Genomic DNA, 25,470 nt, shown 5'->3' on the forward strand with positions numbered 1-25,470 from the left:
TGGTGGGAGAAGCAACCAACAGCTTTGAGCAAGCTTTGGTGTCGTCTCCCGCCATTATGCATTTAACGTCGTAATACCTTGCCGATCTTCCACCCGTTTTCATCCAGCACCATTTCAACTTCGATGCGTTGCGGCTCTGCGGCCTGGACGGTGTGCATCGTGGCCCCTTCAGCATCCACGTAACGGTATTCGTCTTGGGTCGATGTCGCGGCAAGAATGACAGTGTCACCCTGTCCACGGGCGGATACCGTCACATCCTTCAGTCTTGTGCGCAGACCTTCAAGTCCCAAACCCATGTCCCGTAGCTGATCTATCGTTTCCAGGTCGCGCTGCAATTGCTCGGCTCCCGGAGTGTAGAGCTCCTTGAGTTTCTCCCCCGCCAGCTGACCCATCGCTTTGTCTCGTTCTCGTGAAAGTGCCAAGAATGCAGAGACCACTGTATCCCGATTCAATGCACAGGCGGGCACTTGCGCACCATCCATGATTCTGCAGTCTAGGTCTGCTGGGGGCGCCATTGCCGGCGCAGTCGCTTCCTTCGCCTCAGCGGCCCGGAAATGATTGACGCCCAGCATGCTCCCGAGTATGACCATGATGCCCAAGACTGCAGCACCAGCCAGCTTCACGGCCCCGGGTGTCCTGCGCAACCGATGGCTGTGCCAGGATTCATCATTCCCTCTGTTCCGCTGCCCTGCTGCGTTATCCCTTGCGCGCTTTGAGCGCCTGTGCGCAGCACCCGATTCCTGGGTTGGATGGATGGTTTCCATCAGATGAGTAGCTTCAGCAGCTACATGACCTTCCCAATGGATGGGCTCAGCTGGACAGCTCGCGAACAGCGTTCGAGCAAACTGGTCGGCGGTTGGCCTCGCTTGCGGCACCGGATTCATGGAATCAATCAAGAGCTCATGAATAATCGAGGGGATGCCGGGGAACATCACGCTAGCTGGTGGACGCATCAGTTCCTCTTCGGGAACCCGTCCCGACAGGAGAAACCACAAGCAGGCGCCCAGCGAGTACACGTCCTGCTCTCCAGCTTGGCTTTCCAACGCCCCGGCCTGCATTTCAGGGGCGACGAATCCGGGTGTGCCGGAACCAGTAAGCGCTTGACTTGACGAAGCAGCTTCCTGGAAGTCGATGATCTTCGGCATGCCCTTGGCGGTCAGCAGGATGTTGGCTGGCGACAAGTCCCCATGGCGTTGGCCCTGCGAATGCATGACCGATAGAGTTTGCGCAATGGGAGCCAACGCAGTCACGCATTCACCAAGCGCAAAGGCGCTGCGGCTGGAAACGAGGTCTGCCAAACTCCCGCCGGGACAATATTCCATGACCAGCCCCTCACCGAATTGAGTCGGCAGGGTTCCGTAAAAATCGACGACATATTTCCGCGACTGCCTGACCTCTTCCTGGCGCAGAGAAGTGATGTTTTCCATAGTCAGGCTAAGTTTAAGCGTCAGATACATCTGGTCGCTTTCCCTCCGGATCAGCCAAACTTTGCATGGTGACTTGGCACTTAGCGGCTTGACAGTCACATGCCCAGGGCTTGTCGGCCACGCTAGAATATTCGTTGATTCATCCATGTTTCCGTTGTATCCCACAAACAGGAAATGCAAGCTGGATATCCACAGGCAAGCTGAACGGCACTGAATTAGCGACCGATCGTTCAAGAGCGTAGGCTAGCCGTCATGGCGATCGAATTCGAACGAGTCGGACTAGGCTCAAAATTTGTGCCCTACATGGAAGCTTGGGATTATCAGATCCAACTGCATGATGCGGTAGCCGCGGACACGCAAACCCCTAGAGTCCTGTTCCTGGAGCACGAAGCGGTTTATACCGCAGGCAAGCGCACCGAACCCGAAGACCTCCCGCTGGACGGCACCCCCGTCGTGGATGTGGACCGCGGTGGCAAGTTGACCTGGCATGGCCCGGGACAGCTCATTGGCTACCCCATTGTCAAGCTCCGCAAGATCAGCGCAATCCGTCTTTACGTGGAGACCCTGGAAGAAGCCCTAATTAACGTCGTGAGCGAGCTTGGCATTCCAACGGCCCAGATCAAGGGCCGTTCCGGAGTTTGGGTACCAGGCAAAGACGGCGCGCAGGACCGCAAGATTGCAGCCATCGGCATCCGTATCAACCACGGCGTCACCATGCACGGATTCGCCTTGAACTGCTCGAACGCGCTTTCCGCATACGACCAGATCATCCCCTGCGGCATCTCCGATGCAGGTGTCACCACCATTTCCGAAGAACTGGGCCGTACCGTCACCCCTGAAGACGTCGTTGACCGAGTTCAAGCGGAAATAGAGCGTCTGCTTACCCCGCAAGTCGTCTAGACAACCACTCACTTCCTTCAGAAAGAGCAGTCAATGAGCATCGAGCCAGAAGGCCGTCGACTACTGCGCGTCGAAAAGCGCAACTCCGCCGTTCCCGTGGAGCGCAAGCCCGAGTGGATCAAGGCGAAACTCAACATCGGCCCGGAATACGTGGGGCTGAAGAACCTGGTGCAGTCCGAGGGGCTGCACACCGTCTGCGAAGAGGCAGGCTGCCCGAATATCTTCGAGTGCTGGGAAGACCGCGAGGCCTCGTTCCTCATCGGCGGTTCCGAATGCACCCGCCGTTGCGACTTCTGCCAGATTGCCACCGGCAAGCCGGTGGCCATCGACCGCTCGGAACCTTTCAAGGTGGCCATGAGCGTGAAGAAGATGGATTTGCGCTACGCCACCGTCACCGGTGTTGCCCGCGATGACCTCGAAGACGAGGGCACGTGGCTGTACGCGGAGACGGTGAGGCAGATCCACAAGATGAACCCGAACACCGGCGTCGAGTTGCTGATTCCCGACTTCAGCGGCAAGCCCGAGAACCTGGATGCCATCTGCGATTCGGAGCCGGAGGTCTACGCCCACAATGTCGAGACCGTGCCCCGCCTGTTCAAGCGCATTCGCCCGGCCTTCCGCTACGAACGTTCCATGGATGTGATCACCCACGGCCACAAGCGCGGATTGATCACCAAGTCAAACCTGATCCTGGGCATGGGCGAAACTCGTGAAGAAATTTCAGAGGCCATGCGCGACCTCTATGAGGCCGGCTGCGATCTGCTCACCTTGACCCAGTACCTGCGCCCCACGGACCTGCATTTGCCAGTTGACCGTTGGGTCACTCCGCAGGAGTTCCTTGAGCTTCAGCAGGAAGCCGAAGAACTCGGATTCTCGGGCGTCATGGCCGGGCCACTGGTTCGCTCTTCCTACCGCGCTGGCCGTCTCTGGGCTGGTGCCATGCGCAAGAAGGGCCGGGCGATCCCTGAAGCCCTGTCGCATATCGAGTCCTCGGGCAACACCCGCCAGGAAGCAGCTTCGCTGATCAAGTAGCTGGTTCTTGCGAACCAGTTTGGACGATGGCTCCGGGCCTGCAGATGGAAACCATCGCGGGTTCCGGGGCCATTCCACTGCCCGTTCATGGCCAATTCAGCCGAAAATGCCATGTTCGATTCAGCACGGCTTAGAACTATCAACTTCATCGCGTAGAATTAAGGCACTATGGCCAAAAACTCCGACAACGACGCAGCCGCGCCTAAGCGTGGCTTGTTTTCGCGTAAACCAAAAGCTGAGAAGAAGAACAAAGAACCAGGCCGCCTGAAGCAAATTGGCCAGGTCTTCCAAATGACGCGCCGCAACGACCCTATGGTCGTGTGGTGGATGGCATTGGCCGCCTTGGCCGTCATTGCTGTCTGCTTGGTCATCGGCTTCTTGATCAATAACTGGATCACGATGTTGATCATCGCAATCCCGTTGGCGCTTCTTGCTGCAATGTTCATCATGTCGCGCCGTGCCGAGAAGGCTGCGTTCTCGCAGCTTGAGGGTCGCCCAGGTGCCGCTGGCGCTGCTATGAGCGTGCTGCGTCGCGGCTGGATCCTGAAGCAGGAACCGGTTGCCTACAACCGCCACCAGGATCTGGTGTTCCTCGGCATCGGCCGTCCAGGCATCGTCCTGGTCACCGAGGGCCCGAAGAACCGCGTTCGCGAACTTGCCGCATCCGAGCGCAAGCGCATTGCCCGTGTTCTGCCGAACGTGCCTGTGCACATCATCAACGCTGGTTCCGAAGAAGGCCAGACTCCATTGGCTGAAGTTGGCAAGGCAATGAAGAAGCTTCCGAAGTCGATTACGAAGCTGGAAGTCAGCGCAATCGACAAGCGTCTGAGCACGTTGACTGCGAACCGTCTGCCCATCCCCAAGGGCGTAGATCCAAACCGCGTACGTCCAAACCGCCGCGCTATGCGTGGACGCTAAAGACAAGCACTAAAGAAGCCGCAACAGGATTTTCCTGTTGCGGCTTCTTTAGTGCCGTCCGGACCTGAAGGCTAGGAGATATTCACCAAGATGGTTTTCGGCAACCGATCATGAAGGCCACGCTGGTCCTTGTCGGTAATGAAGGCCGGAATAGCCAAGCAAAGCAGCAACGAACGGCTCAAGCCTTGCAATGGCTTGATCGCGGTTCCATCCAGCGCCTGCACCTGCATGCCAAAGGTGCGATGACCGATCGTGTGCCCCGTGAGCCCGACACCGATGATTTGCCCGGCACAAAACAGGCCCAGCGTTGCCAGGTCATGGCTATTGAACAGCCACCAGCTGAGCAGCATGGACAGTCCCCAGTCCAGGAGCAGGGCGCCGACCCTTCGCGGAAACCTGGCAACGGAGCCAGGACCCTTGACTGGGCGTCCCATATCCTGTCCGGGCCATTCTTGCGTATTGTGCTGCGGCGGCCCTTCAAGCCACGAGCTGAAGTCTTTTCTTTCCACCTATACAGTCTATCCAGCAATTCTGTGCGCCAGTTAGAACCCCATAACGCGGTAGCAAGTATCCAAGTCAGATTGTTACAGCTGACAATCTGCGCAGATCAGATCGATACGACACGCCCGGATTCTCCGCTTGTAACAGGTTGGAAACAATAGAGACACCATTCAGAAATGGATTATAGGTAAGCTTGCTACGTAAGCAAGAGGACCAGGCAGATAATTCTGGCTACAGGTTCCGTTTACCAAACCTCATATCTCACCAGGGAGTCACCTGCACATGTTTACCAGTCCAGAAGAAGTCTTGGCATATATTGCCGAAGAGGACATCAAGTTCGTCGATATCCGTTTCACCGACCTACCAGGTGTACAGCAACACTTCAACGTGCCGGCCAAGTCCGTGGATGCCGACTTCTTCGTCAACGGCCAGCTCTTTGATGGTTCTTCCATCCGCGGCTTCGCCGGCATCTCTGAGTCCGACATGCAGCTGATCCCAGATGTCACCACCGGTTTCATCGATCCGTTCCGCCTGGAAAAGACCCTGGCCTTCAACTTCTCGATCATCAACCCACGCACCGGTGAGCCTTACCACCGCGACCCACGTGGCGTTGCCGAGCGTGCTGAGGCATACCTGGAATCCACCGGCATCGCTGACACCGCATTCTTCGCCCCAGAAGCTGAATTCTTCATCTTCGAGGACGTTCGCTACGAATCCAAGCCGCAGGGCGCGTTCTACTCGATCGATTCCGACGAAGCACCCTGGAACACCGGCCGCAAGGAAGAAGGCGGCAACCAGGGGTACAAGACTGCTTTCAAGGGCGGCTACTTCCCAGTTGCACCAACCGACAAGCAGGCTGACCTGCGCGACGCCATCTGCGTCGAGCTGGACAAGGCTGGCCTTGAGGTCGAGCGCAGCCACCACGAAGTCGGCGCTGCCGGCCAGGCTGAAATCAACTACAAGTTCAACACCATGGTTCACGCTGCGGACGAGCTGATGCTCTTCAAGTACGTCGTGAAGAACGTGGCAGACGCTTGGGGTAAGTCGGCAACCTTCATGCCAAAGCCAGTCTTCGGCGACAACGGTTCGGGCATGCACGTGCACCAGTCGCTGTGGAACGGTGGCGAGCCACTGTTCTACGACGAAAAGGGCTACGCTGGCCTGTCGGACACCGCTCGTTGGTACATCGGCGGTCTGCTGAAGCACGCTTCGGCTGTTCTGGCCTTCACCAACCCAACCGTGAACTCCTACCGTCGCCTGGTCAAGGGCTTCGAGGCTCCAGTGAACATGGTTTACTCGCAGGGTAACCGCTCGGCTGGCATCCGTATCCCGATCACCGGCTCGAACCCTAAGGCCAAGCGCATCGAGTTCCGCGCACCAGATGGCTCCTCGAACCCATACCTGGCTTTCGCGGCTCAGCTGATGGCTGGTCTGGACGGCATCAAGAACCGCATCGAACCAGCAGAGCCAATCGATAAGGACCTCTACGAGCTTCCTGCCGAAGAGGCCAAGGACATCCAGCGCGCTCCTGAGAGCCTGGAAGAAGCCCTCAAGGCCCTGGAAGCCGACCACGACTTCCTGCTCGAAGGCGGCGTCTTCACCGAGGACCTGGTCCAGACCTGGATCGAGTACAAGCGTGAAAACGAAATCAAGCCACTGAGCCTGCGCCCGAACCCATACGAATTCGAGCTCTACTACGGCTGCTAGGTAGATGACGGGGATTATCCCCGTTTAGTCCGCAGAGAGTCCGCACGATTCGCCAAAGCACCAGCTACGGCGGAACGTGTGGACTCTTTTGCGTCATCCATCAGATGCCCGTAAACATCCAGAGTTGTCTTCGCACTGGCGTGACGCATGGCAGATTGAACCTTCTTGATATCCTCACCAGACGCAATCAGGAACGACGCAAAGAAATGACGCAAATCGTGAATGCGGAAATTCTCGGGCAAACCCTCAACCGTTGCACGCGCAGTCCTGAACCTGGCGTCAATCGTGTACGGCGCAGCAGGTCTGCCGTTCTCCAGCGTCACGAAAGTTTCACTCCCCCACCGCGCAGGATTCTTATTCAGCTCGAAAGCCAGATCACGAGGAATCGGGATCGGATTCTTCGACTCTTCAGTTTTCAGTGGAACGCCTGGATACTGGATAGCCGGCGTGATGAATCCCCGCAACGAATCCACATCCTGCACTCGCAACGCCGAAATTTCAGCCACGCGCAGACCGGCGAAAGCGCCTAGCAGGATGACGTTCTTCATGCCCTCGGGCATCGCATCATAGAGTGCCCAGACTTGTTGCTCAGTAGCCACGTAAGGACGTTGTTTGCCCGTAGGAGGCGCGATCTTACGGCTAATGGGAGTGCGCAGTAGTAGCCCATCTTCGACCGCGTCTGACAGTAAATGAGCCAACCGGCGATACAGCGCATGAATCGTGGAATCAGCCAAGCCCTCTTTCTTGAGCGCAGCCAACCAATTCTTGATCGCAGTCGGACGAATGTCCTTTAGCGCAACATCACCAAACACCGCATTGATTCGCTTCACATGTGTTTTGGCCTGCTTCACCGAACCAGGACGATTGACCTCATAACCCTTCAGCCAGTGCTCAGACCAAACACGCATAGTCGTCGCCGCGTCCGTAGGACTGATATAAGCGCCGCTACGGATCTTGACAGCTTCACCCTCAGCCCAATTCTGCGCATCAATCTTACGGGCGAACGTCTTACCCTTTTCCTTGCCCTCAGGATCCACATAAGTTCCAAGCCAAGCACCCTTAGGATACTTGGCAGTTGGGCGACGCCGACGCGTGTTAGTAGTACCAGGAGTGCGCCTAGGATTCGGGGACATCAGCCGGCCTTTCGACAGGAACTCGATCAACATAAGGGAACATTGAACCAGTCGGGACTAGTGCCCTATTTACGAAATAGAGCAGATCACCAACAAGCGACTCTGCTGCAAGGTCGGCAATTCTTGTCAGTCGCTCCCTAGCACTTTCGGACATCTCCACATTTTCCAAATACTCTCCGGCGTTCTTGATGTCTTGTTCAAGATATCGCTTTACTTGGTCAGCTTTGGAAATTCCTTCTTCAATAAGTGCCCCGGCGTTGAAGTACGCATCCAATGAGTCTTTTATGTTTCTCTCGTTTTGATCCAGAGACAACAAGTCTTCAAGTTGAACGTTCAGCACACTTGCAAGAGCTATTGCCTCATCCAGTCTCGGCATCCTGCTCCCATCTTCGGTTCGAGAAACGGCCACTTGGCTATATTTTCCCCATCCCGGAATATTGCGCATTTGCTTTGCCAATTCAGACTGCGACCATCCGCGCCGTACCCGCATCTGCTCAACGCTTTTACCGAACATGATGGTCGTGGTCGTTGGATCATATTCACTCATGTATAGAATTTTGGCACAATCTGGTTGCATCCTCAACGACTACCCTCTATAGTCATGAGTGTCGAGGTTTTCCCAACAAATATGAATAGGAGCTAATGATGCCAGTGACACCCCCCACCGCAGCAGTAGGGCCATACACATTGAGCCTGATCGAAGAAGCAGCAGAGTTCCTCCGGGTTCCAGTCGCCACCCTCCGCTACTGGCGGCACATGGGCACAGGCCCAAAGTCCGCTCGTATTGGCGGCCGCGTGATGTACAAAACCGTCGATTTGGAGAACTGGCTGAACGAACAGTTCGACAAGGCCAGCTAAACAGCACCTTGCAGGACAACCGCTCTCTATACCGGAGACGAAGACAGGATCAACTTTGTTATGCCCACACAACGGGAACTGCAACGAGAGCTGCTAGCCAAGAATCCCCACTACTCAGCAGGGCAGGCGAAGGCAGTAGCCAAGAAAATGATTTACCTCGAAAAGAACGTCGGGTTCGAGAATCTTCGGATACGCGGACTCACTTCGGATCCAACAGCACGTGAAGCTGTGCGGAACATGGAAGAAGCTGAACGCAAGAAAAAGCGTGAAGCCAAAAAGAATACGGCCCCGGTGCATCCCCGCCAAGAGATACGCACCGAAGCCGCCTAACCAACCCCCAGAAAAGGGATTGATCCTCATGAACAAGAATACCCGCATCACCCCAGTAACTCCACCAGCAGGATTCACCACCGAAACCGAGACCACACCACGCGGCGAAGAATTCTTCTACTGCGCAGGACCCAAAGCAACCTCCGGGCAAATCACCGTCGAAAGCTTCTGGGATCAGCCCGGGGGCATTTCGTTCCACATCACGAATGACCGCCACATGGACAACGGGATCTTCAACCGAGAAGAACTTGAGGCTATCCCCGGCATGATCAAGTCCGTTCTCGAAACTATCGACTTGGCGCACACCGAACAGTATCTAGCCGAACGCCCCGAACTGCTCGACAACATCAAAACGGTTACAGACCTGGCGCGAATCGCTGACGAGCACAACCTCAAAGTTACTGGAGTATTCGCAGTATACGAGGTTCGCTACAAGGCAGAGCTGGACGCTGCACGCATCAACCGCCAAGACGGTGCCAACAATGCGTAAGACAATGGACAAGCTCACCATGTACGCAGCCCGAACAGTATTCTTCGGCGGGATCTTCACCATCATCGTGCTAATCCCACAAGTCATCAGCGCCTACGCCGGCGCACCAATCCACTACTAAGGAGGCGGCATAAGTGACCTGGGCTAAGTACGGAACAGAGTTCTTTGATCAGCTAGTTGACAGCAACCTCCAGCCAGAACTGGATGACGCTGCACAACTGACCCACACCCAAGCCCTCCACTACCTGTACTCAGTGGAGAGCATGGAAATGATCTTCAAGAAGTCAGTCCTGCGTCGCTTCGCCACCAGTAGCAAATCCTCTGAGGCTGCTCAGGAGCTAGTCCGTATCGGCTTCTGGGCAGACCTTGGAGGGAGCTACAAGGTAATCCACCATGAAGATGTTTTCAGACAGTCACTCGTGGCGCAGATGAAGAAGCGCGACCGAGATAAAACTTCCAAGCGCATCAAGCGTGGAAGTAATCCATCTGCACCTGTCGCTAACGACGTCGCTAACGACATTCCAAATGTCGCTAACTCTGTCGAGGCGACGCAGACAGACAGACAGACAGGCATTTATGAAGAAGTTCCTTTTCCAGAAAACCTGAACATGAAAACAGGGGAACTCATGGAAGAAACCAATCCTTGGAAGAACCATCCTGTGAAAACAGATTCGGGTCCGAACTTGATGGATCAGCTTCGGAGCTTCGGGAGCGCATCATGAACGCGGTTGGTTGCCTGAAGTGCAAACTCCCCCGGTGCACCTGCTCCTACATCAAGGAACTGCTGGAAGGTGAGCACGGGGAAAAGGTTCGGGCCATCGCAGCCAAGCAGATGGACCAGCCTAAACCACATCGGTCCGTGTGTCCTTGCCCATCATGCTGGAGCGCACGGGCTAACTCTTGGGATGAATGGGCGAACAATTACGGACGGCAACATGATCGACCCTTATAACCGTGAGCAGGTCATCAAGCTACTGCGCCGCAGTGCCGACCACATCGCCCAAGGCGTGCCCTCGCACGAGATCCACACCGGCATATCGACACTCGCAGACCACCTAGAACAAGAGGACTAGAAAAATGGCCGGCTACCACTACTCAGACCGACAGATCCAAACCTACACAGAGCACGCGCAAGCCGCCGTGTTGTGGGAACGCGCCAAACACTGGGAACACAACGCGAACTACTGGAAGCACCGCGCCCTATCAGCCGAGCGACGAATGCAAGAACACCACTGCCAGGAGGACAGCTAAATGACCTACGACCAGCGCCCCTACATCGGGGCCGTCCGCATCCAGGACTGGATCACCAAAGACAAGCAACGCATCCGAGGAATCCGCATCGTCGGAGCATCAGGCATAGCCGGCCACCTCACCGCCACCGAAGCCCTAACCCTCGCAGACAAGCTAGTAGACCTAGTAGAACGCCTACCAGAGCCCACCACAGGGCCACCAGCGCGACAACAAACACACTGCGGACTCTCGCCCGTTCACACCAGCCAAACACTCACAGACGCGTCAGGCGACCCCGAACAGCCACTACCCACCACCCTCGCAGACTAAGGAACAACATGAGCAAGCAAAAGCACGACATCGGCCACCAGAAACGACTCAAGAACAAAGCCGAACAGCAACGACTCTACGACCTCAAACGGGCCGAATGGCTCTCCAAAAACGAATGGAAGAAGAACCGATGACAAGCCTCGAAGACGCATTCCGCGAAGCCGGCAAACAATACGCCGCCCAGCTACAACAGCGCGGACAAGACACCACCACCACCGGCGCAGCATGGCTCAAAGACAAAATCGACAACCTCGAAGAACCCGAACAGCCCATGACCAACACCGCCAACAACAGCGACGACTTCAACCGATTCTTCGGCATCAACTAACCCAAAGGGGAAACGACATGAGCACCACCTACTTCAACCGCCCAGCAACCCACCACCTCAACCAGTTCGCACGCATCAATGACGCATACACCCTGGCAGGACTCACCCCGCCAACCTATGTAGAAGAACTCAAGCGCACCATCGCCAACGCCCCCACCGTGCAACAGGAAGCCGCCAGCATCGCCCGCGAAGCCCTCGACGCTGACGACCCGGCAGAGTTCTATGAAGAAGCGCTCACCCGTATCCAGCGGGCACAGGCCGCCGACGTACTCAAGAACGCCTTCGCCCAGAACATCCAGTCAGCACTCGACAGCAAGGCACACCACTACCGCGCCACCGCAGCCGAAGAACTGGCGCCACAGATCGCCAAGCTAACCAAGGCACTCGCCACCGCCGCCAAGAAACTACCCGCCGGCCACCCGCTCGACATGGCCGCCAACATCGAAGCCGGCACCGGCACCGAATACAAAACCACCCGCGACACCCTCGCACTACTCGGCACCTACGCCGCGATCTACCCACAAGGCACACCAACCGACGGAATCCCAACAGCAATGCACGCTGTCCTTCCAATCGTTGAACTGCCAAAGGCAACCATCGAACGCATCAAGCCAGGCATCAGCGACCTCGCACCAGTACCATCCAACAGCGCACAGCTCACCGGCACCCACACCATCCGACGCATCGCCAACGACCTCGCCCTCAACACGGACGACACACTCGCACGCATCGCAGCAGGACACTACGAAGGGGCAAGCATCAGCTTCGCCAACGCAACCGAACTGAACACGCGACGAGCCAACGCACAGAACGCATTCAAACGAGCAACCGACAAGCACGACTCAGGTAACAGTATGGTCGCAATCTAACATCACAAGCAGACCAAAACCCAGCGGAACACCAACAAACCGGCAACAAACACGGCGCGAACAGCACCGAACCGAACACCAGCACGGAGACGAGCAAAAGCCGTGCTGACAAGGCGAAACACCCCACCCGGTGCACCCTCGGTGAATCTGACGGTGAACCGCCGGTGATCTCGCTGACTACCGCGATGTGCAGTTAGACCCATTCGAACGACTTTGAAAGTAGGTAATTATGCCGGGACCTTCGGCTAATCCTTTGAAACCTAACAGCCGCCGGCACCGTGGTAACACGCGGTCTACTGGCCTTATTGAGTTGCCTGCCGAGGGTTGCACGTTACCTGTCCCGAAGCTGCCAGCGGGCCGGAAGTGGAGCACTGAGGAACGGAAGCTATGGCGCAACTTGTGGGGATCTCCGCAGGCTACCCAGTGGGATGACAGTTTCATGCCGTCGGTTGCCGCGTATATCTGCCATGCGACGGCTGTTTACGAGGGCACGGCTTCGGCGTGGCAGGCTCAGGAAATGCGCCACCTCGGACACCAGTTAGGGCTTACCCCATCGGGAATGTTGGCTCTAGGTTGGATCGTGGTTACAGATGAGTAGCCGGCGGCTTGCCAGGGCGCGGCGTAATCCGGCGTTTGAACGTCCGAAGGATCAGGATCCTTCGCGGAGCACGTTCCAGACTATTGAGCATCCTCGTTTAGGGCATGTTGTGGTGCGTTGGCAGGGTGCAGAGATTCAGCGGATCCGAACGGAGCGCCCGCCTTTTCGTGAGACTGGGCAGAACTTTTTCGGCCCGTTATCAACGCATGGCAGGTTTGAGCAGGTCTTGGAAATGCTAGGCATCAAATAGCAGTTAATTAGGCACCCGTTTGGGTGCCTTTCGTTTTTAAGAAAGGGTTGGTTATGAGCAACAGAACGGTGAAGCTCACCATCGACGCGAAAGTTTCAGGCTTACAGGCGGGGCTCCGAACAGCAGCTAAGGCTACAAAGGATTCTGCGCGTGAGATTGATTTGTGGTCGAAGAAGCACGAAGATTCCCTGAATACTGTTGGGCAGGGCATGACCGCGTTTGGTCTGACGGCTTCGGCTGGTGTTGGGCTGGCTGTCACCAAATTCGCAAGTTTCGACAAGGCACTCAGCGGGGTTCGCGCCGCTACTCATGAGACTGAAACGAACATGGGTTTGCTTCGTCAGGCGGCGATTGATGCTGGCGCTGATACTGCGTTCTCCGCTGAGGAAGCGGCGCGGGGCATTGAGGAGCTGGCTAAGGCCGGCGTGTCCACTCAGGACGTTATCGGCGGTGGGTTGACTGGTGCGCTGGATCTTGCGGCTGCTGGTCAGTTGAGTGTCGCTGAAGCTGCCGAAATCAGCGCTTCGGCCCTCACGCAGTTCAAGCTTTCTGGTGAGGATATTCCTCACTTGGCTGACCTGTTGGCGGCAGGTGCTGGTAAGGCGCAGGGTTCGGTGCAGGATCTTGGTTCTGCGTTGAATCAGGCTGGTCTGGTTGCGTCGTCTACTGGTTTGACGATCGAGGAAACTACGGGCGGTTTGGCCGCCTTTGCTTCTGCTGGTCTTGTTGGCTCGGATGCTGGTACGTCGTTCAAGACGATGTTGCAGCGCCTTACCCCTCAGTCTGCGGAGGCTCAGAAGCAGTTTGATGAACTTGGTATCTCGGCGTATGACGCGCAGGGTAATTTTGTTGGCTTGGCTGATTTCGCCGGCCAGCTACAAACTAAGATGGCCGACCTTACTCCTGAGGCGCGTAGCGCTGCCATGTCGGTGATGTTCGGGTCTGATGCTGTGCGTGCTTCCAATGTTCTGTATGAGCAGGGCGCGGCGGGTATTCAGGACTGGATTAATCAGGTCAACGACGCAGGCTATGCGGCTGAGACTGCGGCGCTCCTGACCGATAACTTAGCCGGTGACCTTGAGCGTCTCGGCGGTTCTTTCGATACCGTTTTCATCCAGTCCGGTGGTGCAGCGAATGAGGCTCTACGTGGGCTTGTGCAGGGCGCTGAAGGCCTTGTGGATGCCCTTGGGGAGATTCCCGCACCGGTTCTTGGTGCTGGCGCTATGCTCGCTGGTGTTGCCGGTGGTGCTGCTCTCCTGGGCGGTGCTGCGATCAGCGTAATTCCGAAGATCCGCGACACTAAGGACGCGCTCCGTGATCTTGGAGTGACCGGTCGTTCAACGGGCAAGAATGTAGGGGCGCTCAACACGTCATTCGTAACGATTGATGCGGCAATGACTAAGGGTGAACGCTCGGCTCGGAAGCTCGGCACCACGCTTAAGACTGTTGGCAGTGGCGCTGCGCTGCTCGCTGGTGTCGGCCCAGCTATCGGTGCCATGATCCCTAGCGGCACGCTGGAAAATATCGACAGGTTCAACGCTGGATTGCTGGAAACCTCCAAATTGCCGGATCTGCTGAATGACTCGTTTACTGGTCAAGGTAGTTGGATGGACGGCTTGGACGTTAACGGTTTCGAGGATGCCATGGGCGTGCTCACTGACCCGTCATGGTCTGAAAAGATTGACCAGAGCATTTCCGGGCTCCTGACTCTTGGCACTCGTAGTTCTTCCAACTTTGAGTTTGCGAAGAAGAACGTTGAACAATTGGATGCAGCACTGACAGCGATGGTCAAGGAGGGCAGCCTGGATCAGGCGGCCATGGGTTATGACCAGATCGCGCAAATGGCCAGCAATGCAGGCGTGCCAGTTGAGGAGCTTGCAAGTTTGTTCCCTCAGTATTCGGCAGCGTTGCAACTAGTTGATGCTGAGTCGGCCAATGCCGTGGCCAGCCAGGAAGGTCTGAAGGAAGCTCTCGATGAGGTTGGTGTTTCTGCTGATGGTGTTATTGCGGATATGTCCACCTATTTGGATCTGCTTTTCGCTACAGGTCTGGCTACCATGTCATCCCGTGAAGCTCAGGCGGCTTACGAGGAGCAACTGGATTCGGTTGATGCGGCGGTGAAGGAACTCAGTGAGTCTGGCGGAAAGATGGGTGCCACGCTGAATAAGAACAAGTCAGATTTTGACTTGTCCACTGAGGCGGGCCGGTTGGCTAACGATGAGTTCCAGGCTTTGGCGCGTGGCGGCATGGATGAGGTTAGGGCCATGTCTGAGGAGGGTGTTGGGCAGGATCAGTTGCAAAAGAAGCTGAGCGCTACTTACTCGGATCTTGTGTCTGCTGGTGAAGCGTTCGGCATGACTGCTGGAGATGCTGAAAACCTTGCCCGCGAAGTTCTTGGCATTCCGGATGATGTGAAGGTCGATTCCTGGATGAGCAGCGAAGCGAAGCGGACTGCTGAGCAGACTAAGGCTGCTGTTGATTCGGTGAATGGTTCTACGGCTCATGTTTGGATCACCACGCATAAGAAGTCGATCTATTCGGAGTCTCATGTTTCTAACGGGCGCGGTGGTAGTGGTGGGCAGACGCTCGCGCAGGGTGGTCGCGCACGGCTTGGCAGCTTCTCCGGTGGCGGTAGGCTACCGGCTACTGGGCTGGGAACTGACATGATTCTTGGCGTGACTTCATCGGGCCGTCCTATTGCGAACGTGGATGACCGTGAGTGGGTGATCAATCGGCAGTCTTCGGATAAGTATGATGCGGAGTTGTCAGCGATCAATGCTGGCACTTTCCCGAAACTGCCTGGCTATGCCGATGGTGGGCAGTTGACCCCGGCTCCAGCTTATTTTTCGTCGCAGGGTTCCGGGCAGACTGTTTCACTGAATCAGGAGTCTATGCAAATGATGGATCGCTTCATTCAGAGTGCTGAACAGGTGAGCGGCCGGCCAGTCGAAGTGAAGATGAACGTCGGCATGAGGCAGTTCGCACATGCTGTCCAGGATGCACATCGTTTCACCAATAGGCACGGCTAGGATGAGGGCATGATTACAGACGAATTTGGTCGCGAGTTGCCGGTTGTTCAGGATCTGAATGACAAAATTTCTTTGAATCAGATCACGCTCAACGAAGCTATGGCCGAGGCTGATGGTGAACCGGACCAGCAAGAATACCTGCACACGTTGCTAACTGAGATGATCAGGTATCAGAGGGCTCAAATCATCGCGCTGGAAGAAGCCGTGGGAACTCTCGAATCTCGGGTTGCCGGACTCCAAGAAGCTACAGGTATAAGCGTAGTGGAGTATAGCAATATAAGGGTGGGCACGAGTGGCGAGCAAGAGCCAGGTAGTAGCACATCCCATAACTAAATAATGAATTGCGGCGGCACACAGTTTTCGTGTGTCGCCGCTTTTCTTGTTTAACGGATAGGGGGCATGGGGTTGGTTAGTTGCTGTACTCAGTCCCTCTGGCATTGCTGAAAATATCCCCCCGGCGTTCCCGGCTCAGTCCGCAGACAGTCCGCAGAAAGTTCGTTTACCCCCGTTTTTGGTCAGTATCTACCAACCATGAAAACCCCGGAAACAAGCGGGATTCAGCACCATTCAACAACGGCCATACATGGTGTTATAGAACGAGCTCTACTATGGCTGCTAATCACCGTCTCGTACGGTAACGGCTCAATGCCGGGTCCCGCCTGTTGGCGGGACCCGGCGTTGTTTCGTCTCGGGGTAGGCTGGCGTCATGAAGATTACAACTTGGGTCAGCGTGCAGCGCGAAGACGGTGAAACCGTCGGTTATCTCGACCCAGCGGATCCCGACTACCAGCGGGTGACCCCGCGCAATGTCTTGGGCCATGCCGTAGCCGATGATTGCGACTACCTTGACGGCGAACAGCTGCTCGTCGAGCGCGGCATCAGCGAGTTGATGAATTCCTGGGTGCTGGATGCCGGATCCTGCGACGCTACTGAATTGCTGTCCATCGTGGAGGTCTCGCCCCACGGCATTGTGCTGGCCGATGCGTTGCGGGCTAAGGCATTGCAGCCTGCCGAACGCATCCATGTCCCGTGGCCTGATGTGGAGCATCGGCTGGCACCAGTCCAGCGCTGATACGGCGGCGGCTAGTATTCCTGCTTGTCGCCCTTGGCGGTCCACGCCTCGAAAGCGGCAAGGGCTGAAGGCATGTCGACCTTGGTGAATGGGATGCGGCGTTGGCTCATGGGCAGTTCCAGCTCGGTGTAAATGAAGTTGTCGTCGAAACCGATGCTTGCCGCGTCCTGCCGGTCGTTGGCATAGTAGACGTGCTTGAATCGCGCCCAGTAGATGGCGCCGAGGCACATCGGGCACGGCTCGCAACTGGTGTACAGCTCGCACTGGGACAAATCGAAAGTCCCGAGCTCCTGCCCGGCTTTGCGGATCACATTGACTTCCGCGTGGGCTGTCGGATCGGAATCATGCACCACGGTGTTGTAGCCGGCGGCAATGACCTTGCCGTCCAGTACCACTACGGCCCCGAATGGGCCGCTGTCGTTGCTGCCCAACGCCAGCAACGACTGTTCGACCGCTGCCTGCATTAGCTGTGGATCCATGGCTTGCTCCCCTCGCACCATCGGCGCCATCAGGCACTGCGCAAACGCCGAACTGAAATCTGGATCTGAGTGCCTAGCATATCCCCTTATCAGACACCGGTGCGAGGACGTCGGAAAATTGATGCTGTGGCGACCGCACCCTGCGCGCGGCGATGTCCAGAGTTATCGTTGGCGTAGCGCCCGTAGGTAGCGCCATCGAGTAAGCTTCTGCGCGCCCAGCAGCAGCCAGAAGACCGAACGCCAGGCCCGGCGATCCGATGCGGCCGTGAGCGAACGGATTTCCAAAAACACTGATGCCCCCAGCCGACGCAGGATGAACGCTTCCTCCCCGGAGACCGGGTGCCCGGGCAACGCTCGATAGGCGAATCCCACAACATCGCTGCGTTCAAGGACTTCCACAACCTCAACGGGCTCGTGGATGGACACTGGCCCCACCGGGACGATGATCTGCGGCTGGGCTCCCCTGCGGACTTTGTCCTGCGGGCTGATGCGAAATCCGCCGCGGGTCTTCACCTCCCAGTGCCGCAGCGCGACCGCGGACTGCCCCCAGAATGCTTCGCCCGAGCCCAGATAGGCTTGGCGTTGCCACACCCGGTAACGCCCGGGCTCGGGGTTCCACAGCTTCTCGTTGATCCGTGTCAGGGACATCCGGGTTAGTCTTCGAAGCCGTAGAACAGCTGCTCGAACAGGGCTCGCGAGTGCCTGGTGGCGCGCAGGTAGTCTTCTTCCAGTTCCATGCCGGTGTTCGGCTCATAGCCGCACCAGCGAGCCACGGCTTCCATATCGCGCGCCGAGCTGGGCAGCACATCGCTGGAACGTCCGGAGGTGATGATCTCGGCGCTGCGGATCCGGGTAGCCAGCCGCCAGGCAGTCGCCAGCAGCTCGCTGTCTTGCTCGGAGATGAGCTCCAGTTTGGCCAATTCTTCCAACGCCTTGAGCGTGGATGTGGTGCGCAAGGACTCGTGTTTCCACGCGTATTGCAGCTGGTAGAACTGCACCAGCCATTCGATATCCGACAGCGAGCCGCGTCCCAGCTTCAGGTGGCGGTTCGGGTCGGCACCGCGCGGGAGCCGTTCAGACTCGACGCGGGCCTTGATCTTGCGGATTTCACGAATCTCCGTGTCTTCGAGCCCCTTGCCATAGCGCACCGGCTTGATCAGTTCCATGAAGTCTGCGGCCAACTGGTCGTCTCCGGCAAACGGGCGGGCACGTTGCAATGCCTGCTGCTCCCAGATTTCCACCCAACGCTGGTAGTAGCTGGCGTAGGCGTCAATCGACCGGACCAGCATGCCTTGGCGGCCCTCGGGACGAAGATCCGAGTCAACCTTCAATTTCACTTCCGCTGGAATCGCCGGCTTCAAAGGCTTCGAAGTCCACGACACCAGGTCGGTGACCACCCGAAGCGCTTGTTCCTGGGCGGCTTGATCTTTGGTGCCGGGGACCGGACGCTGGACAAACAGAACGTCCGCATCGGAGCCGTACCCGATTTCCCGACCGCCTTGGCGGCCCATGGCAATGACCGCAATTACCGCATGCTCCCCGTGCTTGGCCTGGTCGTCAGCCAAAAGGACCTTCAGCACCCCGTCCACCATGGCGGCGTCAATGTTCGACAGGGCATTGCCGACTTCATCAACAGTTAGCAGGCCCGCGCCGTCGGCCAGCGCAACACGCAAGAACTCGCGGCGGCGCACCATGCGGATCATCCGGATGGCCGCCTCGGGCTGTTTCGTGCGATGGATAATGGAAGTGTTCTGCTGCAGCAGGTTCTCGAAGGTCTGCGGCGCTAAAGAGGCGTCAGAGCCCAGCCAGGCGGCTGCGGCAGGCTCATTGGCCAGCAGATCAGTCAGGAAGCGCGTGTTCGACAGCAGATGGCTCAATCGCTCGGCGGCGGCATTCGTATCGCGCAGCATGCCGAGGAACCAATGGGACTTCCCCAGCGCCTCGCTGAGCCTGCGGAAGCCCAGCAAACCTGCGTCCGGGTCCACCCCGCGGGCAAACCAGTCCAAGAGCACCGGGAGCAATTGCCGCTGCAGGGAGGCGCTGCGCGAGACCCCGCCGGTCAAGGCTTCGATATGCCGCATCGCTGCCTTGGGGTCAAGATAACCCAGGGCGCGAAGTCTGGCCTGCGCGGATTCTGCGGTGAGCCTGACATCATCGGCCGAGAGGTTGGAACTGCTCACCAGCAGCGGCCGGTAGAAAATACGCTCGTGCAGCGAACGCACCATGCGCTTGGTTTCATTCCATCGGCGCATCAGCTTCTCCGGGCTGCTCGGCTGCAGGTCTCCGGCACCGCGAATTGATCGCGCCAGTACGCGCTGGGCATTTTCGGCCCGTGGCATCAAATGGGTTCGGCGTAATTGGCTGAGCTGGATTCGGTGCTCCAGCAAACGCAGGAAACGATAGGAGTCATCGAAATTCGTGGCGTCGTCACGGCCAATGTAGCCGGTGTCGCTCATGGCCTGGATGGCCAGGGTGGTTGTTGCCACCTGAATGGCAGGTTCCACACGTCCATGGACAAGCTGGAGCAGCTGGACGGTGAATTCGACGTCGCGCAGCCCGCCGGGGCCGAGCTTGATCTGCCACGCGACGTCTTGCTTGTCGATGTTGTCGCTGACGCGGCGGCGCATCGCTTGGACCGATTCGACAAAACCCTCGCGTTCAGAACTGGACCACACCATGGGCGAGACCATGCGCTCATAGGAGCGTCCCAGTTCCTTGTCTCCGGCTATGGCGCGGGCCTTGAGCAAGGCTTGGAATTCCCACGAGTGGGCCCAACGCCGGTAGTACGCTTCATGGGAAGATAGCGTACGGGTCAACGCCCCGTCCTTGCCCTCGGGGCGGAGATTCGCGTCCACTTCCCACAGCATCGGCTCCGGTCCTGGCACCATCAGGGCACGCGCCGTGTTGCCGCAGATGACCGTGGCGATCGCGGCGGCGAGATCGTCGTCCATACCCAGTGCTGAATCATGGACATAGATGACGTCCACGTCAGAGATGTAGTTCAGTTCACGTGCACCGCATTTGCCCATGCCGATGATGGTGATCTTCACCCGGTCGACGTCGTCCGCATCATATTGTTCGGCGGCTTCGGCCCGGGCAATGGCCAGGGCTCCTTCGAGCGCGGCTCCAGCCATGTCGGCCAGTTCGGCGGCAACCTTGGGCAGGATGCGTTGCGGCTGGGTGGATCCCAAGTCCCGGTGTGCCAGCGATAGCAAGGCCTTTCGGTAGGCGGTGCGCAAACGCTGGCGTGCTTCAGCACCGGTATAGGACGAAACCCAGTGCCCGCCCTCGGATTCGTTGGCCTCAATGGAAGCCAGCAAGTCCTCAACCAGTTGTTCCGAGGGAACGGACGCGAATTCGCCTGGAGGAGCTTGGCGGACGATATCCAAGGCCTCGGGACAGCGTATGAGGAACTCGCCCAGCGCCGACGAGCTGCCCAGGAGCCTTACCAGCCCTTGGCAGCTGGCCGGCTCCATGAAGATGTCGATGGCTTCCGGATGCCGGTCAACCAACCTCAGCGCCAGCAGCAGCGCCTGATCCGGATCTGGCGCGTGCGCCATCTTGCTCACGATCAGATCGGGATCAATCTTGGATAATTCCTTGGATTGAAGGAAATTCTTGGCCCGTTCGACGTCGCTGAAGCCAGCGTTGATCAATGCTCGCGAGGGTACTTCCGGCATGGTTTCTCGTGTTCTCCCGCATTTCGCCACGCAGCTTCACGCGGCGAAGTCTCTAGAGGATTCCCAAATACTTGTTCAGTTCGTATGGGGTGATGACTTGGCGGTACTCTTCCCATTCGGTGCGCTTGTTCGACAGGAACGAGTTGAATACCTGTTCGCCGAGGACCTCGGCCATGAGTTCCGACTCTTCCATAGCGCGCAATGCGTCGTGCAGGCTGCCGGGCAGCGGAACGTGGCCCGAAGCACGGCGTTCCGCCGTGGACAGGCTCCAGACATCGTCCTCGGTCGGCTCTTCCAGCTCGTAGCCTTCGCGGATGCCCTTCAGGCCGGCGCCGAGCAGGACTGCATAGGCGAGGTACGGGTTCGCTGCCGAGTCGATCCCGCGGTATTCAACGCGGGCCGACTGCCCTTTGCCCGGCTTGTAGAGCGGCACGCGGACCAGTGCCGAACGGTTGTTGTGTCCCCACGAACGGTGGCTTGGCGCTTCTCCCCCGCCCCACAAGCGCTTGTACGAGTTCACGTACTGGTTGGTGATGGCGGTCATTTCCGGCGCGTGGTGCAGAATGCCTGCGATGAACGAGCGCGCCACGTCGGAGAGCTGGTATTCGCGGCCTGCTTCGAAGAATGCGTTCGCATCGCCTTCGAACAATGAAAAGTGGGTGTGCATGCCGCTGCCCGGATGGTCGGCAAAGGGCTTGGGCATGAAGGTCGCGTGGATTCCCTTCTGCATCGCCATTTCCTTGATGACGGTACGGAAGGTCATGATGTTGTCGGCGGTCTGCAGCGCATCGGCGTAGCGCAAATCGATTTCGTTCTGGCCCGGGCCGGTTTCATGGTGGGAGAACTCCACCGAAATGCCCAGGGCTTCCAGCGTGGTCACCGACGCGCGGCGGAAGTCCTGTCCCACGCCATCTGGTACATGGTCGAAGTAGCCGCCGTTGTCGATCGGCTGCGGACGGCCATTGGCATCCAGCTGATCGTTCTGCAGCAAATAGAATTCGATCTCCGGATGGGTGTAGCAAGTGAAGCCCATGTTCGAGGCTTCGGCCAGCTGGCGCTTGAGCACCTGGCGCGGATCGGCGTTGGAAGGCTGGCCTTCCGGAGTCAGGATGTCGCAGAACATGCGGGAGGTCGGTTCAACCTCGCCACGCCAAGGAAGAATCTGGAAGGTGGCAGGATCGGGCTGAAGCAGCATGTCAGATTCCGAGATCCGGGACAGTCCGTCAATGGAGGAACCGTCAAAGCCCAGACCTTCTTCGAAAGCATCTTCAACTTCAGCAGGAGCCAGAGCCACGGACTTGAGTGAACCAACCACGTCGGTAAACCACATTCGCACAAATCGAACGTCGCGTTCTTCAATGGTGCGCAGTACGAATTCCTGCTGACGATCCATTTTCCACCACCTTCGGGATTCTGATATCCGGCGCTGATTACAACCGGCAAGAAAATTGACCTGTGGCAACACTATATCGGGTCAGGACGGTCCCAACGATCTGCATCGCCCTGTCCAAGTGCGATAAAGTCGTTTCATGCCACAACCATACCTAGGGGATCCTGAAAAAGCCCCGTCCCGTGTCCGACTTCATCATTTGCAGAAGGCCAAGGACAATGGCGAAAAATTCGCGATGTTAACTGCTTATGACGTCATGATGGCCGAAATTTTCGATTCGGCGGGGATCGAGATCCTGCTGGTTGGCGACTCAGCCGCCAATACCGTGCTCGGCTACGAGTCCACGCTGCCGATCAGCCTCGACGAAATGATCGTCTTCACCAAAGCTGTAGCCAATGGCACCAAGCGCGCGTTGGTCGTCGCCGACCTGCCGTTTGGCAGCTACGAGCAGTCTCCGGCACAGGCCGTGGCCACCGCGGTGCGCCTGATGAAGGAAGGCCATGCCCACGCGGTCAAGATGGAAGGCACCGCGCAATACGCCGAGCACGTTCGCGCCATGGTCCTTGCCGGTGTACCCGTCATCGGGCACATCGGGTTCACCCCGCAGTCCGAGCATGCTTTGGGCGGGTACCGCGTGCAGGGCCGCGGCGACGCCGTCGCGCAGATGAAGCACGACGCTGTGGCATTGCAAGATGCCGGCGCTTTCTGCATCCTGATGGAAATGGTGCCAAGCCCGGTCGCCGCCGAAATCGATGCCGCGTTGAAGGTCCCGACCATTGGCATCGGCGCCGGCAACTCCACCACCGGACAGGTCCTGGTCTGGCAGGACATGCTTGGCCTTGGCGGGGGGCGCACCCCACGCTTCGTCAAGAAGTACGCAGATCTGCGTGAGGTTATCGGCACCGCGGTGCGCGAATACCACCAGGACGTAGTTGCCGGTGCTTTCCCGTCGGCAGAGTACGAATTCAAGGAATGAGACTGGCTCACACCGCTTAGCACAATGGTGCGCTTCCTGGTTGCCCAACCCGGAAGCGCACCATTCTGCCATTCACAGCACCGCGGGGACCGGTGCCTTCAGCGGCTACTGGTCCTCTTCCTCCGCCTCGTCCCAGGCTTCATTGCGGGCCTGGACCTTCGCCATCGCGGCTTCGGCTTCAGCAACCGTGTCATATGGCCCGAGCAATTGCGACCAATCAGACTGCGGGCCCTTCTCCACGGTCTTGGTTGAGACGTTGTACCAGTACTGGCCTTCGCCCGGGGTGCCAACTGAGCTCATGGAAAACTCCTCTAATCTCGAAACCTGCTATTGCTTCCACGGTATCCCAACCGGTGGAAAATAGGTGCAACACCACCAGTTCTTTCGGCTATCTCTTGGCGAAGCCGAAGACGCCTGTAGCTAGAATAAAAGCATGGCTATTGCTTCAACTGCACCACTTGGAAATCTCACCGCCGGCACGGTATCCCCGGAACTTCCGGTACCGAAACACATCGAACGTCCCGAATACGTTGGCAAGAAGGAACCTGCCGCCAACACGGCCCCGGAAATCAAAAGCCCAGAAGTCATCGAGCGCATCCGGATAGCTTCCAAGATTGCCGCCCAGGCGCTGCAGGAAGTGGGCAAGGCCTGCCAGCCAGGGATAGCCACGGATCAGCTGGATCGCCTGGGCCATGAATTCCTCATGGATCACAACGCGTACCCGTCAACCTTGGGCTACCGCGGATTCCCCAAGTCACTGTGCTCGTCATTGAACGAAGTCATCTGCCATGGCATCCCGGACACGACCGTGCTGCAAGATGGAGACATCATCAATATCGATATCACCGCTTATATTGGCGGCGTTCACGGAGACAACAACGCCACCTTCCTGGTCGGTGACGTGGACGAAGAATCGCGCCTGCTGGTTGAGCGCACCGAGAATTCGCTGAAGCGCGCCATCAAAGCCGTGATGCCGGGACGCGAGATCAACGTCATTGGCCGAAGCATTGAAACCTACGCCAAGCGGTTCGGCTACGGCGTGGTCCGGGACTTCACCGGCCACGGAGTGGGCGAAGCCTTCCACTCCGGATTGATCATTCCGCACTATGATGCGGCCCCCGCCTACAACACCCTGATTGAACCGGGCATGGTCTTCACCATCGAACCGATGCTCACCTTGGGCACCATCGAATGGGATATGTGGGAGGACGATTGGACCGTGACAACCAAGGACAAGAAGCGCACCGCGCAGTTCGAGCACACCCTGCTCGTCACCGAAGACGGCGCCGAAATCCTCACGCTGCCATAAGCGACTGCCCAGCCTAGCGCAAACGCCAGTGTCCCCAGCCTTGAAAGGCTATGGGCACTGGCGTTTTGCTTTGTACGAAGGCGGCTAGTCGGCCGAAAGCGGACGCTGGGTTCCCTGCGGAACCTTGCCCCGGCGGTCGCGCAAGCGTGCAATGGCCGTCTCGAAATCAGTCAGCGACTGGAAGTTATGATAGACACTGGCAAAGCGCAGGTAGGCGACCTCGTCAAGGCGCGATAGCGGCTCCAGAATTGCCAGGCCCACCTGGTGCGCCGGAATTTCGGCGGCACCGGAGGTCCGGACCGCCTCTTCGACTTCCTGGGCCAGGATTGCAAGGTCGTGATCGGTGACCGGACGGCCCTGGCAGGCCTTGCGGACGCCATTGATGACCTTGTTACGTGAGAACGGTTCTACGGCACCGGACTGCTTAAGCACGTTCAGGCTCGCAGTTTCGGTAGTGGTGAAACGGCGCGAGCAGGCAGTGCATTGGCGGCGGCGACGGATTGAGACGCCGTCGTCGGCCACTCGACTATCGACCACTCGGGAATCGGCATTACGGCAATACGGGCAGTTCACGGCACCTCCATCTGTAGCCCAACAAGTATTCTCGCGCACCTGCGGCAGCAAGAATCAACTC

At 57.8% G+C, this 25,470-nt stretch carries 29 protein-coding genes; 19 read left to right on the forward strand and 10 right to left on the reverse strand.

The genetic code is table 11. The annotated features are described in order from the left end of the window. Positions 1-62: 62 nt before the first annotated feature. A complete protein-coding gene (locus ACLQ8T_RS10370) occupies positions 63-1,574 on the reverse strand; it encodes a serine/threonine-protein kinase (RefSeq protein WP_413454594.1) in 1,512 nt (503 codons plus the stop codon). Between the two features lie 105 nt (positions 1,575-1,679). On the opposite strand from ACLQ8T_RS10370, the gene lipB reads away from it, so the two are divergent. From lipB to ACLQ8T_RS10385, 3 genes are all read left to right on the forward strand, one after another. Then, complete coding sequence (lipB, locus tag ACLQ8T_RS10375) at positions 1,680-2,327, forward strand: lipoyl(octanoyl) transferase LipB (RefSeq protein WP_038991890.1); 648 nt, start codon at positions 1,680-1,682, stop codon at positions 2,325-2,327. Between the two features lie 33 nt (positions 2,328-2,360). Beyond that, positions 2,361-3,359 carry a lipoyl synthase gene (gene lipA, locus ACLQ8T_RS10380; protein WP_204722437.1) on the forward strand — a complete coding sequence of 333 codons (999 nt, stop codon included), beginning with the start codon at positions 2,361-2,363 and terminating at the stop codon, positions 3,357-3,359. A 168-nt stretch (positions 3,360-3,527) separates the two neighbouring features. Then, positions 3,528-4,277 (forward strand): DUF4191 domain-containing protein, encoded by a 750-nt coding sequence (locus ACLQ8T_RS10385; protein ID WP_038993837.1) that lies wholly within the window; start codon positions 3,528-3,530, stop codon positions 4,275-4,277. Between the two features lie 71 nt (positions 4,278-4,348). On the opposite strand, the gene ACLQ8T_RS10390 is transcribed toward ACLQ8T_RS10385, so the two are convergent. Continuing rightward, positions 4,349-4,627 carry an RDD family protein gene (locus tag ACLQ8T_RS10390; protein ID WP_413454595.1) on the reverse strand — a complete coding sequence of 93 codons (279 nt, stop codon included), beginning with the start codon at positions 4,625-4,627 and terminating at the stop codon, positions 4,349-4,351. A gap of 433 nt (positions 4,628-5,060) precedes the next feature. On the opposite strand from ACLQ8T_RS10390, the gene glnA (ACLQ8T_RS10395) reads away from it, so the two are divergent. Continuing rightward, a complete protein-coding gene (gene glnA, locus ACLQ8T_RS10395; RefSeq protein WP_204722438.1) occupies positions 5,061-6,485 on the forward strand; it encodes a type I glutamate--ammonia ligase in 1,425 nt (474 codons plus the stop codon). A 14-nt stretch (positions 6,486-6,499) separates the two neighbouring features. On the opposite strand, the gene ACLQ8T_RS10400 is transcribed toward glnA (ACLQ8T_RS10395), so the two are convergent. Continuing rightward, positions 6,500-7,522 carry a tyrosine-type recombinase/integrase gene (locus ACLQ8T_RS10400; protein ID WP_413454596.1) on the reverse strand — a complete coding sequence of 341 codons (1,023 nt, stop codon included), beginning with the start codon at positions 7,520-7,522 and terminating at the stop codon, positions 6,500-6,502. A gap of 79 nt (positions 7,523-7,601) precedes the next feature. Next, entirely contained in the window at positions 7,602-8,165 is a 564-nt protein-coding gene (locus ACLQ8T_RS10405; RefSeq protein ID WP_413454597.1) for a helix-turn-helix domain-containing protein, read from the reverse strand. A gap of 98 nt (positions 8,166-8,263) precedes the next feature. Here ACLQ8T_RS10405 and ACLQ8T_RS10410 point away from each other — a divergent pair, with 98 nt between their 5' ends. The 13 genes from ACLQ8T_RS10410 to ACLQ8T_RS10470 all read left to right on the forward strand — a co-directional run bounded on the left by ACLQ8T_RS10410 (position 8,264) and on the right by ACLQ8T_RS10470 (position 17,002). Then, complete coding sequence (locus ACLQ8T_RS10410; protein ID WP_413454598.1) at positions 8,264-8,476, forward strand: helix-turn-helix domain-containing protein; 213 nt, start codon at positions 8,264-8,266, stop codon at positions 8,474-8,476. Positions 8,477-8,536: 60 nt separating this feature from the next. Then, entirely contained in the window at positions 8,537-8,806 is a 270-nt protein-coding gene (locus ACLQ8T_RS10415; protein ID WP_413454599.1) for a hypothetical protein, read from the forward strand. A gap of 28 nt (positions 8,807-8,834) precedes the next feature. Further along, on the forward strand, positions 8,835-9,296 hold the full coding sequence (locus ACLQ8T_RS10420) for a hypothetical protein (protein WP_413454600.1): 462 nt from the start codon (positions 8,835-8,837) through the stop codon (positions 9,294-9,296). After that, complete coding sequence (locus ACLQ8T_RS10425; protein ID WP_413454601.1) at positions 9,289-9,417, forward strand: hypothetical protein; 129 nt, start codon at positions 9,289-9,291, stop codon at positions 9,415-9,417. Before ACLQ8T_RS10420 ends, ACLQ8T_RS10425 begins: the two co-directional genes overlap by 8 nt. Positions 9,418-9,430: 13 nt before the next feature. Further along, positions 9,431-10,018: a hypothetical protein gene (locus tag ACLQ8T_RS10430; RefSeq protein WP_413454602.1), complete on the forward strand. Its 588-nt coding sequence runs from the start codon at positions 9,431-9,433 to the stop codon at positions 10,016-10,018. 213 nt (positions 10,019-10,231) lie between these two features. Beyond that, on the forward strand, positions 10,232-10,369 hold the full coding sequence (locus ACLQ8T_RS10435; protein WP_413454603.1) for a hypothetical protein: 138 nt from the start codon (positions 10,232-10,234) through the stop codon (positions 10,367-10,369). A gap of 178 nt (positions 10,370-10,547) precedes the next feature. Next, positions 10,548-10,856 (forward strand): hypothetical protein, encoded by a 309-nt coding sequence (locus ACLQ8T_RS10440; protein WP_413454604.1) that lies wholly within the window; start codon positions 10,548-10,550, stop codon positions 10,854-10,856. Between the two features lie 8 nt (positions 10,857-10,864). Beyond that, complete coding sequence (locus tag ACLQ8T_RS10445) at positions 10,865-10,990, forward strand: hypothetical protein (RefSeq protein ID WP_413454605.1); 126 nt, start codon at positions 10,865-10,867, stop codon at positions 10,988-10,990. Further along, positions 10,987-11,184, forward strand: a complete 198-nt coding sequence (locus ACLQ8T_RS10450) for a hypothetical protein (protein WP_413454606.1) — start codon at positions 10,987-10,989, stop codon at positions 11,182-11,184. The genes ACLQ8T_RS10445 and ACLQ8T_RS10450 overlap by 4 nt, the downstream gene beginning before the upstream one ends. Positions 11,185-11,201: 17 nt before the next feature. Beyond that, positions 11,202-12,053, forward strand: coding sequence for a hypothetical protein (locus tag ACLQ8T_RS10455; protein WP_413454607.1), 852 nt, complete (start codon positions 11,202-11,204; stop codon positions 12,051-12,053). 901 nt (positions 12,054-12,954) lie between these two features. After that, entirely contained in the window at positions 12,955-15,930 is a 2,976-nt protein-coding gene (locus ACLQ8T_RS10460; RefSeq protein ID WP_413454608.1) for a phage tail tape measure protein, read from the forward strand. A 9-nt stretch (positions 15,931-15,939) separates the two neighbouring features. Further along, positions 15,940-16,263 carry a hypothetical protein gene (locus ACLQ8T_RS10465; protein WP_413454609.1) on the forward strand — a complete coding sequence of 108 codons (324 nt, stop codon included), beginning with the start codon at positions 15,940-15,942 and terminating at the stop codon, positions 16,261-16,263. 373 nt (positions 16,264-16,636) lie between these two features. Further along, complete coding sequence (locus ACLQ8T_RS10470; RefSeq protein WP_204722439.1) at positions 16,637-17,002, forward strand: hypothetical protein; 366 nt, start codon at positions 16,637-16,639, stop codon at positions 17,000-17,002. An 11-nt stretch (positions 17,003-17,013) separates the two neighbouring features. Here ACLQ8T_RS10470 and ACLQ8T_RS10475 read toward each other — a convergent pair whose 3' ends face one another. The 4 genes from ACLQ8T_RS10475 to glnA (ACLQ8T_RS10490) form a co-directional block, all read right to left on the reverse strand. Further along, entirely contained in the window at positions 17,014-17,481 is a 468-nt protein-coding gene (locus ACLQ8T_RS10475) for a nucleoside deaminase (RefSeq protein ID WP_204722440.1), read from the reverse strand. Positions 17,482-17,643: 162 nt separating this feature from the next. Further along, positions 17,644-18,129, reverse strand: a complete 486-nt coding sequence (locus ACLQ8T_RS10480) for a DUF1990 family protein (RefSeq protein ID WP_413454610.1) — start codon at positions 18,127-18,129, stop codon at positions 17,644-17,646. Between the two features lie 5 nt (positions 18,130-18,134). Continuing rightward, positions 18,135-21,161: a bifunctional [glutamine synthetase] adenylyltransferase/[glutamine synthetase]-adenylyl-L-tyrosine phosphorylase gene (locus ACLQ8T_RS10485; RefSeq protein WP_204722442.1), complete on the reverse strand. Its 3,027-nt coding sequence runs from the start codon at positions 21,159-21,161 to the stop codon at positions 18,135-18,137. Positions 21,162-21,213: 52 nt separating this feature from the next. After that, positions 21,214-22,554 carry a type I glutamate--ammonia ligase gene (gene glnA, locus ACLQ8T_RS10490; RefSeq protein WP_204722443.1) on the reverse strand — a complete coding sequence of 447 codons (1,341 nt, stop codon included), beginning with the start codon at positions 22,552-22,554 and terminating at the stop codon, positions 21,214-21,216. 136 nt (positions 22,555-22,690) lie between these two features. Here glnA (ACLQ8T_RS10490) and panB point away from each other — a divergent pair, with 136 nt between their 5' ends. Further along, positions 22,691-23,527: a 3-methyl-2-oxobutanoate hydroxymethyltransferase gene (panB, locus tag ACLQ8T_RS10495; RefSeq protein WP_204722444.1), complete on the forward strand. Its 837-nt coding sequence runs from the start codon at positions 22,691-22,693 to the stop codon at positions 23,525-23,527. A gap of 105 nt (positions 23,528-23,632) precedes the next feature. Here the strand turns inward: panB and ACLQ8T_RS10500 are convergent, their stop codons facing one another. Next, positions 23,633-23,827: an SPOR domain-containing protein gene (locus ACLQ8T_RS10500; RefSeq protein ID WP_204722445.1), complete on the reverse strand. Its 195-nt coding sequence runs from the start codon at positions 23,825-23,827 to the stop codon at positions 23,633-23,635. A gap of 133 nt (positions 23,828-23,960) precedes the next feature. On the opposite strand from ACLQ8T_RS10500, the gene map reads away from it, so the two are divergent. Next, the gene (gene map, locus ACLQ8T_RS10505) at positions 23,961-24,836 is read left to right on the forward strand and encodes a type I methionyl aminopeptidase (protein ID WP_413454611.1); all 876 of its coding nucleotides are present in this window, start codon (positions 23,961-23,963) and stop codon (positions 24,834-24,836) included. A gap of 84 nt (positions 24,837-24,920) precedes the next feature. Here the strand turns inward: map and nrdR are convergent, their stop codons facing one another. Further along, on the reverse strand, positions 24,921-25,409 hold the full coding sequence (nrdR, locus tag ACLQ8T_RS10510; protein WP_073706024.1) for a transcriptional regulator NrdR: 489 nt from the start codon (positions 25,407-25,409) through the stop codon (positions 24,921-24,923). Positions 25,410-25,470: the final 61 nt, after the last annotated feature.

It is taken from the genome of Glutamicibacter sp. FR1, from assembly GCF_047300825.1.
In the GTDB taxonomy this organism is placed as follows: domain Bacteria; phylum Actinomycetota; class Actinomycetes; order Actinomycetales; family Micrococcaceae; genus Glutamicibacter; species Glutamicibacter nicotianae.